The sequence below is a fragment of the Corynebacterium sp. HMSC05H05 genome, assembly GCF_001807265.1.
In the GTDB taxonomy this organism is placed as follows: Bacteria; Actinomycetota; Actinomycetes; order Mycobacteriales; family Mycobacteriaceae; genus Corynebacterium.
In genome coordinates this window covers 172,784-186,007 of the sequence record NZ_KV788371.1, presented here as the reverse complement: position 1 = coordinate 186,007, position 13,224 = coordinate 172,784, and the positions used below count along the sequence as shown (strand labels likewise).

Genomic DNA, 13,224 nt, shown 5'->3' with positions numbered 1-13,224 from the left:
GGGGTAACTACCCGCCCCAATTACCGGTTGAACGGCGGGGAAACCCACGTGAACGGCCGGTCCAGCAGGGTGGTGCCGAGCTTGGAGGGGGTCAGCTCGAAGGCGTCGGCGGTGCCGTCGATAGGCGAAAGCTCGAGCGCATCCCCGTCAGCGCGCCAGGTGAACTCCAGCGTTTCCTCGATGGGGCCGCGCGGGGCGGCGTTGACGCCGTCGTCGGTCATGGGGGCGGTGAGCTGGATGGTCACGCGGTCGCCGTCAAGGGTGTAGAAGCCTTCGTGGAGGTCGCCGGAGGCTCGTCGCAAAGCAGCGAGTCCGTGGAACTCGCCGTCGGGGGTTTCGCCCTCGACCCGGTAGAAGTTGCCGGCCTCGAAGCCGTCGAAGGAGCCGAACGCGATCTCGGACCAGCGGCGGTCATCCGCGAGTGCAGGCGCGGGCTCGATGTCGCCGCCGGCGACCGAGTACACGCCGGACAGCTCGGTGCCCTCGCGGTCGAGAGCTTTCGGGATACCGTTGGCCATCACGAACCCGCCCGCGCCGAGCGCGACCACCGCGGCCACGGCAGGGAAGAAGCGGGTCACGCGGTGGACCTTGTCGTTGGTGATCACGCGCGGCGGCTCCACGGCCTCAGCCGCGCGTCCGGCGAGGAAGCGGAACAGGCGCGGCAGCCACGGCGCCAGCACCAGCAGGTACAAAAGCGCCTGGAACGCCGAGGGGAGCTTCACGGGCACGTCGAAGGTCATGTTCAATAGCCACACCACGGCAAGATCGATAAAGCCGATCAGCCCGCCGAGCCACGCGGTGCGCCGCCACAGCAGCAAGATGGCGGCGACGAATTCGGCCAGACCGGCGAGGAACTGCACGACGGGGGAGAAGCCCATGAAGGTCCACAAAAGCCCCATCGGAGACTTCTCGCCGAGGGTGATCAGCAGCTCTGGGAAGTCCGGCTTGCTCATCTGCATCAGCCCAAGTTTGAAAACCGCGTACGGCATGAGCAGCCCAAACGCCACCATGCGCACGACCCAGTGAAGTGCCCAACCAATCTGTTTCGCGTTCATGGGCAGCAGTCTAGCTACCATCGGCACGGTGAAACCTTTGGCAGTTGTCGTCGGCGCCGGGCCCAACGGGCTCACGGCCGCCGCGCGCCTCGCTCGAAGCGGGTGGCGGGTGCGGGTGCTCGAGCGCTCGGGCGAGGTCGGGGGTGCGGCGTCGACACAAAAGCTTGACGACGCCACGCTGGTCGACCTCGGCGCCGCCTGCCACCCCTTCGGGGCCGCCAGCCCGGCCTTCCTCGCGCTGCGGCTGGAGGACTACGGGGTGCGCTGGCTGCGCGCGCCGTACGAGATGGCGCACCCGCTGGGCAGCGGCGCCGCGGTGCTGGCGGGCACGCTGGAGGGCACAGTGGCGGGCCTCGGTGTCGATGGCGGGGCGTGGGAGCGGCTGCATAGGCCTGTGGTGGAGCACGTGGACGACCTCCTCGAGGACGTGCTGGCGCCGATGCCGCGTGTGCCCCGCCATCCATTTGCGCTGGCGCGGTTCGGCGCGCGCGGGCTGTGGCCGGCCACCGCGCTCGGGCGGGCCGCGTTTCGCACCGAGGAGGCCCGCGCCTTGTTCGCCGGCAGCGCGACGCACGCAATCACCTCGCCGGGGCGGCCGTTTACCGGAGCGTTCGGCCTGCTCTTCGGGGCGCTCGGCATGACGCGCGGGTGGCCGGTGGCGGAAGGCGGTTCGGGCGCGGTCACGGCCGCTTTAGCCAGGATCGTCGAGGAGCACGGCGGTCAGGTGCGCCGCGGCGAGGAGGTCCGCGCGCTCCCCGAGGCGGACGCCGTAATCCTCAACCTCACGGCGAAGCAGGTGCTGCCTCTCGACGGCACGTCGCTGCCTACCCGCCGCACCCGGTCCATGCGTCGGTGGCGCTACGGTCCGGGGGTGCACAAGGTGGACTTCCTGCTGGATGCCCCGGTGCCGTGGGCCGATGCCAGGGTGGGACAGGCCGCGACGGTGCACGTCGGCGGCACCGCGGACGAGATCGTGCGGGCCGAAAGGCAAGTGGCCCGCGGCGTCATGCCCGAGCGGCCGTTTGTGATGGCGGCGCAGCAGTACGCCGCCGACCCCTCCCGCGGGCTGGTGCTGTGGACCTACGCCCACGTCCCGCACGGCCACCGGGAGCGCCACCCCGGCGAGGTGGCGGAGAAGATCGCCAAGCAGATCGAGCGGTTCGCGCCCGGCTTCCGCGGGGTGGTCCGGGAAAAGATCGAAACGCCCCCGCACGAGCTGGAGGCGTGGAACCCCAACCTCGTCGGCGGCGACATCGCCGGGGGCGCCATGGACGGGGCGCAGCTCCTTCTGCGCCAGCCGCACCGGCTGCGCAAGGGGCTGTACATGGCCTCGTCCTCGACCGCCCCCGGGGCCGGGGTGCACGGCATGCCGGGGTGGTGGGCCGCCGAGGCCGCAATGCGGGACTTCGGAGGTTAACTACTTATCGCCGGTGAGCTCGCGCAGCTTCGCGCGCACCGCGGAGGCCTCCGGGTTGGTGGCGTGGGTGCCGTCGGAATACAGCACGGTGGGCACGATGCGGTTGCCGTCGTTGACGGACTCGATCCAGGCGTTGACCTCGTCCATGCCGTCGGCGTCGACGTCTACCAGGTCGTAGGGGGTTTCGGTGCGGTCGAGGCGCTCGCGCAGCTTGCGGCAGAACGGGCACCAGTCCGCGGCGAAGATGGTCACGTGCGAGGAGGTATTGGGCGTAGCAACGGTCATGTCAAACCCTTTCAAAACGTTGGAACTTGTAGCGCAGGCCGGTGGTGGAGGTCTGCCACTCGCCGTCGCGGACCAGCTCGAAGGCGTCGTCGATGCGGGGCGCGTGGACGGCTTTGTTTGCGGGGAGGTCCGGATGGACGTCGATAAGTGTGCGCTCGATGACATCCACCTCGTCGAGGGTGGCCTCGTAGACCTGGGCGCCGCCGAGGATCCACGCGTCCGACTCCAGGTCCGGGATGTCGCGGCACACGGAGGCGCCGTCCGACCACTCGTCGGCCTCGCGCGAGGACAGCACGATGTTTTTGCGGCCCGGCAGCGGGCGAACGGGCAGCGACTCCCAGGTGCGTCGCCCCATGATGATGGGGCTGCCCAGGGTGGTCTCCTTGAAGTGCTTGAGGTCCTCGGGCAGGTGCCAGGGCATGCCGGCGCCGTCGCCGATGATGCCGTCGAGGCTTTGGGCCCAGATTGCGCCCAAGGTCATACGGACACCTCCGCCTTGATGGTGGGGTGCGGGTCGTAGCCCACAACCTCGATGTCGTCGAAGTCGTAGTCGAAGATCGACGCGGCCTTGCGCAGCTTCAGCTGCGGGTACTCGCGGGCGTCGCGGGAGAGCTGTTCGCGCACCTGGTCGAGGTGGTTGTTGTAGATGTGGCAGTCGCCGCCCGTCCAGATCAGCTCGCCGACCTCGAGGCCCGCCTGCTGGGCGAACATGTGGGTCAACAGCGCGTAGGAGGCGATGTTGAACGGCACGCCGAGGAACATGTCGGCGCTGCGCTGGTACACCTGCATACTCAAGCGGCCGTCGGCGACGTAGAGCTGGAACAGCAGGTGGCACGGCATAAGCGCCATCTTGTCCAGCTCGGCGACGTTCCACGCGGAGACCAGGTTGCGGCGCGAATCGGGGTTCTCGCGCAGGGTGCGCAGGACCTCCTCGATCTGGTCGATGTGCCCGCCGTCCGGGGTGGGCCAGGAGCGCCACTGCACGCCGTAGACGGGGCCGAGCTCGCCATTTTCGTCGGCCCACTCGTTCCAGATGCGCACCCCGTTGTCCTGCAGCCAGCGCACGTTGGAATCGCCGCGCAAGAACCACAGCAGCTCGCCGACGACGCCCTTGAAGTAGACCTTCTTGGTGGTCAGCAGGGGAAAGGACTCGGAAAGGTCGTAGCGGATCTGGCGGCCGAACACGCTGCGGGTGCCGGTGCCGGTGCGGTCGCCCTTCTCGGCGCCGTTTTCCAGCACGTCGCGCAGCAGGTCCTCGTACGGGGTGGAAATCACTTGGCTACTCCTTCAAAGGTGCCGTGCTCGTCGTGGTAGCGGGCGGCGGCGTCCAGAATGTCGTCGGCAAGTTCGGGCCGGCAGATCACAATATCGGGGATGTAGGTGTCCGCGTTGTTGTAGCGCAGCGGGGTGCCGTCGAGGCGCGAGGCGTGCAGCCCCGCCGCGAGCGCGACACCCACGGGCGCGGCCTGGTCCCACTCGTACTGGCCGCCGGCGTGGACGTAGGCGTCGTAGTCGCCCAGCAGCACGTGCATCGCCTTCGCGCCCGCCGAGCCCACGGGTTGCACCTCAAAGTCCAAGGCTTGGGCGACATGCTTCGCGACGGCCGGGGGCCTGTTCCTCGACATTGCCACCTTGCCCGCGAACGGCCCGGAGACGTGGCGGACGTCGGAGGACTTGAACACGACACCCAAATCCGGCAGGCCCACCGCGGCGTGGGTGGGCACCCCGTCCTCCACGAGTGCGACGTGCACCGCCCAGTCCTGGCGGCCGGTGGCGAACTCCTTCGTGCCGTCGAGGGGGTCGACGATCCAGACCCTGTCCTTCGACAGGCGGTCCTGGTTGTCGGCGGCCTCCTCCGACAGGAAGCCGTCGTCAGGCCTGTGCTGCGAAAGCACCCTGGAGATCCAGCTTTGGGCGAGCTCGTCGCCCGCCTCGCCGAGCTCGCGGCCCCGCAACAGGCCCACGCCGCGCACGCCTTTGAGGATCTCGCCGGTGCCCTCGGCGATGAGGTTGGTCAGCCGGGAATCCGAGTACTGAGCAGTCATGCACCCGACTCTACCGCTAAGGTTGGCGTGATGAACGCGCCGATCCTCAGCCGCTTCCACCCGCAGGTGGCCCAGTGGTTCGGGGACGTCTTCGCTGCGCCGACCGCGGTGCAGGAGCAGGCGTGGCGTGCGATCTCCGACGGCGAAAACGCGCTGGTGGTCGCGCCCACGGGCTCCGGTAAGACGCTGGCGGCGTTTATGTGGTCGCTCAACTCGTTGGTGGAGCGCGCCGGGCAGCAGGCCCTGCCTATCGACGGCGCGTCCGCCTCCACCCACGGCGGCGTGCGAGTCCTCTACATCTCGCCCCTCAAAGCACTGGGCGTGGACGTGGAGAACAACCTGCGCGCGCCGCTGGCCGGCATCGCGCGGGTGGCGCAGAAGCTGGGCCGCGACATGCCCGACATCTCGGTCGGGGTGCGCTCGGGCGACACCCCGCAGTCCGAGCGCAACCGGCAGGTGCGAAAACCCCCGGACATTTTGATCACCACGCCGGAGTCGCTGTATCTCATGCTCACCTCGAAGGCGGCGGGCATCTTGAAGACGGTGGACACGGTCATTGTGGACGAGATCCACGCCCTGGCCGGCACGAAGCGCGGCGTGCACCTTGCGCTCTCACTGGAGCGGCTGCGGCGGCTGGCGGGGGACTTCCAGCGCATCGGCCTATCCGCCACGGTGCGCCCGATCGAGGCGGTGGCCAACTTTTTGGGGCCCAAGACCACCATCATCAACCCGCCCGCGGAGAAGCGCTGGCATCTCGACGTGCGGGTGCCAGTGGACGACATGTCCGACCTGCCCGTGCCCGAGGACGCCTCCACCATCGGGGACGCGGTCTTCGACGACGCGCTGGACGAAGCTGAGCCTGCAGCGCCGCCGGGCGCCGTGAACTCCATCTGGCCCCACATCGAGCGTGCGGTGTACGACGAGGTGATGGCGCACCGCTCCACCATCGTGTTCGTGAACTCGCGCCGCACCGCCGAGCGGCTGACCAGCCAGCTCAACGAGCTCTGGGCCAAGGAGCACGACCCGGAGGCGCTCGCTGCGCTGACGCGGCGCCCGCCGGCGCAGCTGATGAAGTCGGTGGACACCGCCGGCCACGCCGCGAACGTGATCGCCCGCGCCCACCACGGCAGCGTGAGCAAGGACGAGCGCGCCCAGACCGAAACCATGCTCAAGGAGGGCACCCTGCGCGCGGTGGTGTCCACCTCCTCGCTGGAGCTGGGCATCGACATGGGCGCGGTGGACCTGGTCATCCAGGTGGAGTCGCCACCCTCGGTCGCCTCCGGGCTGCAGCGCGTGGGCCGCGCCGGGCACACCGTCGGCGCGGTCTCCGAGGGCACCTTCTACCCGAAGCACCGCTCCGACCTGGTGCAAACCGCGGTGACGGTGCCGCGGATGCGCGAGGGGCTCATCGAGGAGCTGCACACCCCGCGCAGCCCCTTGGACGTACTGGCGCAGCAGACCGTGGCGGCGGTGGCGGTGGAGGACCTGGATGTCGACGAGTGGTACGACACGGTGCGCCGCGCCTGGCCCTACAGGGACCTGGCGCGCGAGGTGTTCGACTCGGTGATCGACCTGGTCATCGGCATCTACCCGTCCACGGATTTCGCCGAGTTGCGGCCTCGCGCAATTTTGGAGGGCACCACCCTCAAGGCCCGCCCCGGCGCCCAGCGGGTCGCGGTGGCCAACGCCGGCACCATCCCGGACCGCGGGATGTTCGGCGTGTTTTTGGTTGGCGCGGATGACAAGGCGCCCCGCCGCGTCGGCGAGTTGGACGAAGAAATGGTCTACGAGTCCCGCGTCGGCGACGTGTTCACCCTCGGCGCCTCCAGCTGGCGCGTCGAAAACATCACCCGCGACCAGGTCCAGGTCAGCCCCGCGCCGGGCCACACCGGCCGCCTGCCGTTCTGGACCGGCGACGGGCTGGGCCGACCCTATGAGCTGGGCAAGGCGCTGGGCGCGTTTCGTCGAGAAGCAAAAAGCTCCTTGGATCAAAGCCTGGATGAGCGGGCGCGGGCCAACCTGCTGCAATACCTCAACGAGCAGGAGGAGGCCACCGGCATCCTGCCGGACGAGAAAACGCTGGTGCTCGAGCGCTTCACCGACGAGCTGGGGGACTGGCGCGTGGTGCTGCACACCCCCTTCGGCAAGGGCGTCAACGCGGCGTGGGCGCTGGCGACCGGGTGGCGGGTCGCGCAGGAGACCGGCATGGACGCCCAGGCGGTCGCGGGCGACGACGGCATCGTGCTTCGCCTGCCGCAAGGCGAAAAAGAGCCGGACGGGGCGATCTTCCAATTCGACGCCGACGAGATCGCCGACATCGTCACCGAACAGGTGGGAAACTCCGCCCTGTTCGCCTCCCGGTTCCGCGAGTGTGCCGCCCGCGCCCTGCTGCTGCCGCGCCGCAACCCCGGCAAGCGCGCGCCGTTGTGGCAGCAGCGCCAAAGGGCGGAGCAGCTCTTGGATGTGGCCCGCAACTATCCGTCGTTTCCCATCATCTTGGAGACGGTGCGCGAGTGCCTCCAGGACGTCTATGATCTCCCGGCGTTGCAGGAGGTCATGCGGGATATGAACACGCGCCGGGTGCGCATCGCCGAGGTGACCACGGACCAGCCCAGCCCCTTCGCGTCCTCGCTGCTGTTCAACTACACCGGCGCGTTCATGTACGAGGGCGACACCCCGCTGGCGGAGAAGCGCGCGGCGGCGCTCTCGCTGGACCCGTCGCTGTTGGCCAAGCTGCTCGGCACCGTTGAGCTGCGGGAACTGTTGGACGGCGACATCATCGCGGAAGTGGACGCCTCGCTGCGCCGGTTGGGGCGCGCTTCGACGAGCGAGCAGTTCGCCGACACCCTTCGCATCGTGGGGCCCGTGCCTATCGACGAGCTCCGCCTCCACACCGAAGTTCCCCTCGAGTCCTTGGAGCAGGCCCTGGGGGCGCGGATGATGCGGGTGCGCATCGGCGGCCGCGAGCACGTCGCCCAAGTCCTCGACGCCCCGCTGCTTCGCGACGGCCTCGGCGTGCCCGTCCCGCCCGGCGTCGCCGCCCAGGTGCAAACCATCCCCGACGCGCTGGCGCAGCTGGTGGGCCGCTGGGTGCGCACTCGAGGGCCCTTTACGCTGCGCGACTTGGCCGACGCCTTCGGCCTGGCGGTCGGCGCGGCGCATTCGGCGCTGCAGCCGCTGGTGGACAAGGACAAGGTCATCCCGGGCCGCTACCGGCAGGGCGTCGAGGAAGAGAAATACGTCGCGGCCGAGGTGCTGCGCATCATCCGGTCCCGCTCGCTGGCGGCGGCGCGGGCCCAGACCCGGCCGGTGTCGCAGTCGGCTTATGGACGTTTCTTGCCGGCGTGGTCGAACGTCGCCCCGGTGGGGGTGACCCCGGCGCTGCGCGGGGCGGACGGTGTGTATTCGGTGCTGGAGCAGCTCGCCGGGGTGCGGCTGCCGGCCAGCGCGTGGGAGTCCCACATCCTGCCGGCCCGGGTGGGGGACTACTCGCCGGTGATGCTCGACGAGCTCACCGCCTCCGGCGAGATCGCCATCGTCGGCGCCGGCAAGGCGGGCGCCCGCGACCCGTGGATCATGCTGCTGCCCGCGGACTACGCCGCCCAGCTCGCCCCGCAGGTGGACGAGCCGCTGCTGTCGCTCACCCAGTCCCAGGTGATGGAGAAGGTGCGCCGCGGCGGCGGGTTCCTGTTCACCGACCTGCTCGAGCCGACCACCACCACCGAGGAGCTGCGCGAGGCCATGTGGGACCTGGTCGAGGCCGGGTTTTTGGCCCCCGACTCGTTCGCGCCGATCCGGGCGCGGCTCGCCGGCGGCAAGGCGGCGCACAGGGCGAGACGGAGGCCGTCGAGAAGCAGGGTGCGCTCGGGGCGCACCTCGTTCGCGGCGAGTGTGCCGCCGGACATGGTGGGGCGGTGGTCGCTGACGCCTACGCCTGACGACGACGCGACCCGCCGGTCGGTGGCTTTGGGCGAGTCGCTTTTAGACCGCTACGGGGTGGTCACCCGCGGCTCCGTGGTCGCCGAGGACATCCTCGGCGGGTTCGCGCTCGCCTACAAGACGCTGTCAGGGTTCGAGGCGTCCGGCAAGGCGATGCGCGGCTACCTCGTGGAGGGACTTGGCGCCTCGCAGTTTTCCACCCCGGCGACGATCGACCGGCTGCGCGGCCACCAGGACTCCGACGACGTGGTCGGCTGGCCCTCCGGTGCCCGGGAGCCGCACGTGCACGTGCTGGCCGCGACCGACCCGGCGAACCCGTACGGGGCGGCGCTGCCGTGGCCGGCGCAGGGCCCGACCCGCTCGGCGGGTGCGATGGTGGTGCTTGTCGACGGGCTCTTGGCCGCCCACGTCACCCGCGGCGGCAAGACCATGACCACCTTCTTCGATACGTTTCCTGATGGGGTGGGCGACCCGATGCCGCTGGTTGTCGGCGCCCTTACCGCCGCGGTGCGGGCCGGCCGGATGCAGCCGCTGGCCGTGGAGAAGCTCAACGGCGGGCCGGCCTATTCGCTGAAGGAATACGGGGCGACGGCGACCCACAAGGGCGCGAAGATCGGCGGGCGTGCCTCGGCACCCCCGAAGCGGCGCGGGCGCAGCGTGGCGGAGGCGCTGGGGGAGCTCGAAGGCAGCGAAGGGCCCGCCGAAGGCCTCACCTTCGACGATTAAGTCGGCGATTAATTCACGGTGCGGCGCATGCCTTTTAGGGCCGCATCGGCATGCGGTGACCAGGTCTATTAGGCCGGTGGTTTGGCTTGGCGGCGTGACCCGCGCGCCCCGATGGCGGAGGCGGTGGGGAGGTGGGCCAGTGCGTTTCCGCAGGTGGCGGCGCCGACGTTGAGGCCCGTTTCGCCTTGATCCGGTTCACCGCCGAGTGCATCGCGGGGTCCGTGGTGTTGGTGTGGCGGGTGCCGTCGGCTTTGACTAGGACGGCGCCGCCGGTGTCGGGGTCGTAGTCCATGTAGCCCTTGTTGAACGAGCCGTCCCTGTGGTCGTTGTTGCATCTGTGGTGGGTGGGGCACAGGCCGGTGAGGTTCTCAATGTCGGTCGCGCCATACCGCAGCCAGGAGATGATGTGGTGGGCCTCGCACTCGCTCATGGAGGTCGTGCAGCCGGCCCAGGAGCACACCCCTTGCACCGCGAACATGGCGATGCGCTGGCCGACCGACGCAAGCCTCCGCGACCGGCCCAGGTGCAGCGGCACCCCGGAAAGCCCGTCGACGGTGAGCAGGAAATCACTCGTGCCGTCCATGCCCAGCCGAACCAGGTCGAAGGCGTCGAGCTCCACACCGACGTTGGTTTGGAACAAGGTGTTGGCGTCGGCCTCGGCGAGGTCGTCGAGCGTGATGGACACCACCACCGACGCGGCGCCGCCGTTCGCGGCCTGCTGGCCCTCCTCGTACTGGCGCAGGATGGACATGTACTGGTCGTAGCGGCGCTGGCCCTTGGTGCGCGGGTCCCGGTCGCCCTGGAGCTCCTCCGGGATGTTGGAGTTCGGCGACAACCCCTTGTCGGTGAGTGCCTTGTAGAGCGCGTAATCTGCGCGGGTCATCGACAGCGTCACGTCGAAGGTGCCGTCGGTGTTCTCCCTGCCCAGCGAGGCGTCGCGCTTTTCAAAACCCGCGTTCGGGTTTGCCTTCACGAAGGGCTTGTTCGCCTCGGCGACCAGGCGCTTCACAAACAGCCGCAGGTCCTTCTCGTCGCGGTACTTGGCCTGCTCCATCGCGCGAGCGTAGATGCGCATCCGCTCGCCCTCGGCCGCCTTGAGTAGCTTGTCCAGCTCGCGGCGGATGATGTCCTGCTTGGCGGCCGGGACCTCGTCGGCACGCTTGCGCGCCTCCTCCTGGTCCTTGCGGCGGCGCTCCGCTTCCTCCTCGGCGGCCTTGCGCGCGGCCTCCTCGGCAGCCGAGCGGTCCTCTTCAGTTCCGTCCTCTTCGAAGAAGAAGTCTTCAGGCTCCGGCGGCGGGGGCGGAGCGTCGAAAAGCGCCTTCGCCCGCGCGATGCGGTTGTACGCCTCGCCGCGCGAGATGCCGAGCTTTTCGGTCAGGTACGCGTCCGGGTGGTTCGCGCCGACCAGCTTTCCGGCGTCCGCCAGCACGCACGCCTGCGCGAAGGCGGCGTCCACGTAGGCCTTCTTGTCCATCGCGCGTTCGAGGCGCGCGATGTCGCGGGTGATGGTGGCGAGGGGGAGGGCCGAAGGATCGTCGAAAAGCTGGCGCAGCTGCGACAGGCCGTCGGCGACCTGGTCCACGAGCTCGGCGATTCCGTTCATGACACCCTCCTTTCCGCAACATTTCGCGGGTGTTGGGTGTCAATGTAACAGCGCCTCCGACACGCCAATCTAAAATTAGAACACGAGTTCTAAACTATCTGCTTCACCAGGTGATTCGCCGCCGCAAGACCAAGCCGAGGATTGGCCTCGCGCACGTCTTTCACCGCGCGCACAAACTGCTCCTTGGGGTCCGTGCCGGTCTCTGCGAGCACCCCGCGCGCCCACTCCACTGCGGCGTCCATGTCAGGGAAGAACCCCACCAGCGACTCTTCCGGCGTCGGGCCAGTGTTGACAGCGTTGAAGATCTTGCGCAGAAATTGGAACATAGACGGCATTATGCCCGAAGGTGATTCCGTCTATCAGCTGTCAAAGCGCCTGCAGTGGATGCAAAACCGCGAAGTGACAGCCACCAGCATTCGCGTCCCGCGCTACGCCACCGTCGATTTCACGGGCATGACCTGCGAGCGCGTCTGGCCGCACGGCAAGCACCTGTTCATGCAGTTCGCCAAAGACGGCTACCAGCCGCAAATCCTGCACACCCACCTGAAAATGGAGGGCACGTGGGCCATGCACCGCGCCGGCACCAGGTGGAAAAAGCCCGCTCACGCCGCCCGCGTGGTGCTTTCGCTTCACGACGAACCAAAGGCCGACATCGAACTCGTCGGTTTTTGGCTCGGGCTGGTCCGCGTCTTCCCAGCTAGGGAATACCACCAGGAGATGGGGTACCTCGGCCCGGACCTGCTGGACCCGGACTTCGACATCGACGAGGCAGTCAGACGCATCGAAGCCGAGCCCGACCGCGAGATCGGCCGCGCCCTGCTGGACCAGCGCAAGCTCGCCGGCATCGGCAACGAGTACCGCGCGGAAATCAACTTCCTGGCTGGTACTCATCCAGCGGAATTGGTGCGAGACGTGGACGTCGAGAAGCATGTGCGCCTCGCGCGCAGACTGATGTGGGCGAATAAAGACGCCCCCGTCCGCGTGACCACGGGGATCAAGCGGGCGGGGGAGACGAGCTACGTGTTCGGCCGCAACAACAAGCCGTGCAGGCGGTGCGGCACGCTGATTACCAAGGGCTTCCTCGGCGGAGAGGGCGACCTGGAGCGGGTTATTTGGTGGTGCCCGCAGTGCCAGCCTGAGCCTTGATATATTCCGAGGTGAGACAAGGGGGAATAATTGTGGGCTTTGAGACTGAAAGTGAGTGAAGAAGATGAAGCACTTCCTCATCGTGTTTAACCGGAAAACTGGCGAGCGTGACATCACGGAATACGAGGATTCTCGTGAAGCGATTGTGCAGCGTCTCGCTGAAGAACAATCCAACGACAACCCTGACGTTGAGATTGTGGTGATCGGGTCGCCTTCGCTTGAGGATTTGAAGGTCACGCACTCCAGGTATTTCCGGGCTGAGGAGCTCCCGGACTTCGCTGAGTACTGGACGAAACGCGAGAGGGTTTCCTAAAACTAAAAAGCGGCCGCCACATCTGTGGCAGGCCGCTTTGAACCGCAAAATTCTTAGGCTGACTTCTCCGCGTTTTTGTCCCGCACCGCACGGCGGATAAAGAACACCAGAAAGCCCAGGATGATCAGCAGCAGCACAACGTAGATCACGTTGGAGTAGGTGTCGGCGTACTCGGTGGCCTTCTCCCAGTTGTCGCCGAGGACGAAGCCCAGGTAGATCAGGATGGCGTTCCAGATGCCGGAGCCGAGGGTGGTCCACAGGCCGAAGGTGACCAGGTTCATCTTGCCCAGGCCGGCGGGGATGGAGATCAACGATCGTACGCCGGGGATGAGGCGGCCGAAGAACACGCTCGGCTTGCCGTACTTGGTGAAGAAGTTCATCGCGGCGTCCACATCGGAGGCGCGCACGAGCCACATCCAGTCGGCGATCTTGCGCAGCCGCTCCAGGCCGAGCCACACGCCGACGCCGTAGAGCACGTATGCGCCGATGACGGAGCCCAGCACGGACCAGATGAACACGTTGACCATGTTCAGCGACCCTTGCGCGACGGTGAAGCCGGCGAGCGGCAGCACCACCTCGGACGGGATGGGCGGAAAGAGGTTCTCCAAGAGGATCGCGATGCCGACGCCGGGTGCGCCGAGGGTCTCCATGAGACCCACAATCCAGTCGATGATGCTCTGCATTGGGCCTATCTT

At 68.1% G+C, this 13,224-nt stretch carries 12 protein-coding genes; 4 read left to right on the top strand and 8 right to left on the bottom strand.

Features of this window, described 5'->3' with window-relative positions; translation table 11 throughout:
- Positions 1 to 20: 20 nt before the first annotated feature.
- Positions 21 to 1,055 carry a hypothetical protein gene (locus HMPREF3151_RS02260; protein ID WP_070472952.1) on the bottom strand — a complete coding sequence of 345 codons (1,035 nt, stop codon included), beginning with the start codon at positions 1,053 to 1,055 and terminating at the stop codon, positions 21 to 23.
- On the opposite strand from HMPREF3151_RS02260, the gene HMPREF3151_RS02255 reads away from it, so the two are divergent.
- Positions 1,054 to 2,472, top strand: coding sequence for a phytoene desaturase family protein (locus HMPREF3151_RS02255; RefSeq protein ID WP_070472949.1), 1,419 nt, complete (start codon positions 1,054 to 1,056; stop codon positions 2,470 to 2,472). The genes HMPREF3151_RS02260 and HMPREF3151_RS02255 overlap by 2 nt on opposite strands.
- On the opposite strand, the gene HMPREF3151_RS02250 is transcribed toward HMPREF3151_RS02255, so the two are convergent.
- From HMPREF3151_RS02250 to HMPREF3151_RS02235, 4 genes are read right to left on the bottom strand one after another with little or no spacing between them, the layout of a single operon-like run.
- Entirely contained in the window at positions 2,473 to 2,757 is a 285-nt protein-coding gene (locus tag HMPREF3151_RS02250) for a mycoredoxin (protein ID WP_070472946.1), read from the bottom strand. It abuts the gene before it with no gap.
- 1 nt (position 2,758) lies between these two features.
- Positions 2,759 to 3,238 (bottom strand): dihydrofolate reductase, encoded by a 480-nt coding sequence (locus HMPREF3151_RS02245; RefSeq protein ID WP_070472943.1) that lies wholly within the window; start codon positions 3,236 to 3,238, stop codon positions 2,759 to 2,761.
- A complete protein-coding gene (locus HMPREF3151_RS02240) occupies positions 3,235 to 4,032 on the bottom strand; it encodes a thymidylate synthase (protein WP_070472940.1) in 798 nt (265 codons plus the stop codon). Before HMPREF3151_RS02240 ends, HMPREF3151_RS02245 begins: the two co-directional genes overlap by 4 nt.
- Positions 4,029 to 4,802, bottom strand: a complete 774-nt coding sequence (locus tag HMPREF3151_RS02235) for a 3'(2'),5'-bisphosphate nucleotidase CysQ (protein ID WP_070472938.1) — start codon at positions 4,800 to 4,802, stop codon at positions 4,029 to 4,031. Before HMPREF3151_RS02235 ends, HMPREF3151_RS02240 begins: the two co-directional genes overlap by 4 nt.
- 30 nt (positions 4,803 to 4,832) lie before the next feature.
- Between HMPREF3151_RS02235 and HMPREF3151_RS02230 the strand changes: the two genes are divergently transcribed.
- Entirely contained in the window at positions 4,833 to 9,467 is a 4,635-nt protein-coding gene (locus HMPREF3151_RS02230) for an ATP-dependent helicase (protein ID WP_070472935.1), read from the top strand.
- A 34-nt stretch (positions 9,468 to 9,501) separates the two neighbouring features.
- Here HMPREF3151_RS02230 and HMPREF3151_RS02225 read toward each other — a convergent pair whose 3' ends face one another.
- The gene (locus HMPREF3151_RS02225) at positions 9,502 to 11,070 is read right to left on the bottom strand and encodes an HNH endonuclease signature motif containing protein (protein ID WP_070472931.1); all 1,569 of its coding nucleotides are present in this window, start codon (positions 11,068 to 11,070) and stop codon (positions 9,502 to 9,504) included.
- Positions 11,071 to 11,159: 89 nt separating this feature from the next.
- Complete coding sequence (locus HMPREF3151_RS02220) at positions 11,160 to 11,396, bottom strand: hypothetical protein (protein ID WP_141741276.1); 237 nt, start codon at positions 11,394 to 11,396, stop codon at positions 11,160 to 11,162.
- Between the two features lie 10 nt (positions 11,397 to 11,406).
- Here HMPREF3151_RS02220 and HMPREF3151_RS02215 point away from each other — a divergent pair, with 10 nt between their 5' ends.
- Entirely contained in the window at positions 11,407 to 12,216 is an 810-nt protein-coding gene (locus HMPREF3151_RS02215) for a DNA-formamidopyrimidine glycosylase family protein (protein ID WP_070472926.1), read from the top strand.
- 55 nt (positions 12,217 to 12,271) lie between these two features.
- A complete protein-coding gene (locus HMPREF3151_RS02210) occupies positions 12,272 to 12,529 on the top strand; it encodes a hypothetical protein (RefSeq protein ID WP_083290128.1) in 258 nt (85 codons plus the stop codon).
- 53 nt (positions 12,530 to 12,582) lie between these two features.
- On the opposite strand, the gene HMPREF3151_RS02205 is transcribed toward HMPREF3151_RS02210, so the two are convergent.
- The gene (locus HMPREF3151_RS02205; RefSeq protein ID WP_070472924.1) at positions 12,583 to 13,212 is read right to left on the bottom strand and encodes a DedA family protein; all 630 of its coding nucleotides are present in this window, start codon (positions 13,210 to 13,212) and stop codon (positions 12,583 to 12,585) included.
- Positions 13,213 to 13,224 lie beyond the last annotated feature (12 nt).

Coding starts and splice junctions, on each gene's coding strand:
- HMPREF3151_RS02255 (WP_070472949.1), top strand. CDS start 1,054: ATGGGCAGCAGTCTAGCTACCATCGGCACGGTGAAACCTTTGGCAGTT.
- HMPREF3151_RS02260 (WP_070472952.1), bottom strand. CDS start 1,055: ATGAACGCGAAACAGATTGGTTGGGCACTTCACTGGGTCGTGCGCATG.
- HMPREF3151_RS02250 (WP_070472946.1), bottom strand. CDS start 2,757: ATGACCGTTGCTACGCCCAATACCTCCTCGCACGTGACCATCTTCGCC.
- HMPREF3151_RS02245 (WP_070472943.1), bottom strand. CDS start 3,238: ATGACCTTGGGCGCAATCTGGGCCCAAAGCCTCGACGGCATCATCGGC.
- HMPREF3151_RS02235 (WP_070472938.1), bottom strand. CDS start 4,802: ATGACTGCTCAGTACTCGGATTCCCGGCTGACCAACCTCATCGCCGAG.
- HMPREF3151_RS02230 (WP_070472935.1), top strand. CDS start 4,833: ATGAACGCGCCGATCCTCAGCCGCTTCCACCCGCAGGTGGCCCAGTGG.
- HMPREF3151_RS02225 (WP_070472931.1), bottom strand. CDS start 11,070: ATGAACGGAATCGCCGAGCTCGTGGACCAGGTCGCCGACGGCCTGTCG.
- HMPREF3151_RS02220 (WP_141741276.1), bottom strand. CDS start 11,396: ATGTTCCAATTTCTGCGCAAGATCTTCAACGCTGTCAACACTGGCCCG.
- HMPREF3151_RS02215 (WP_070472926.1), top strand. CDS start 11,407: ATGCCCGAAGGTGATTCCGTCTATCAGCTGTCAAAGCGCCTGCAGTGG.
- HMPREF3151_RS02205 (WP_070472924.1), bottom strand. CDS start 13,212: ATGCAGAGCATCATCGACTGGATTGTGGGTCTCATGGAGACCCTCGGC.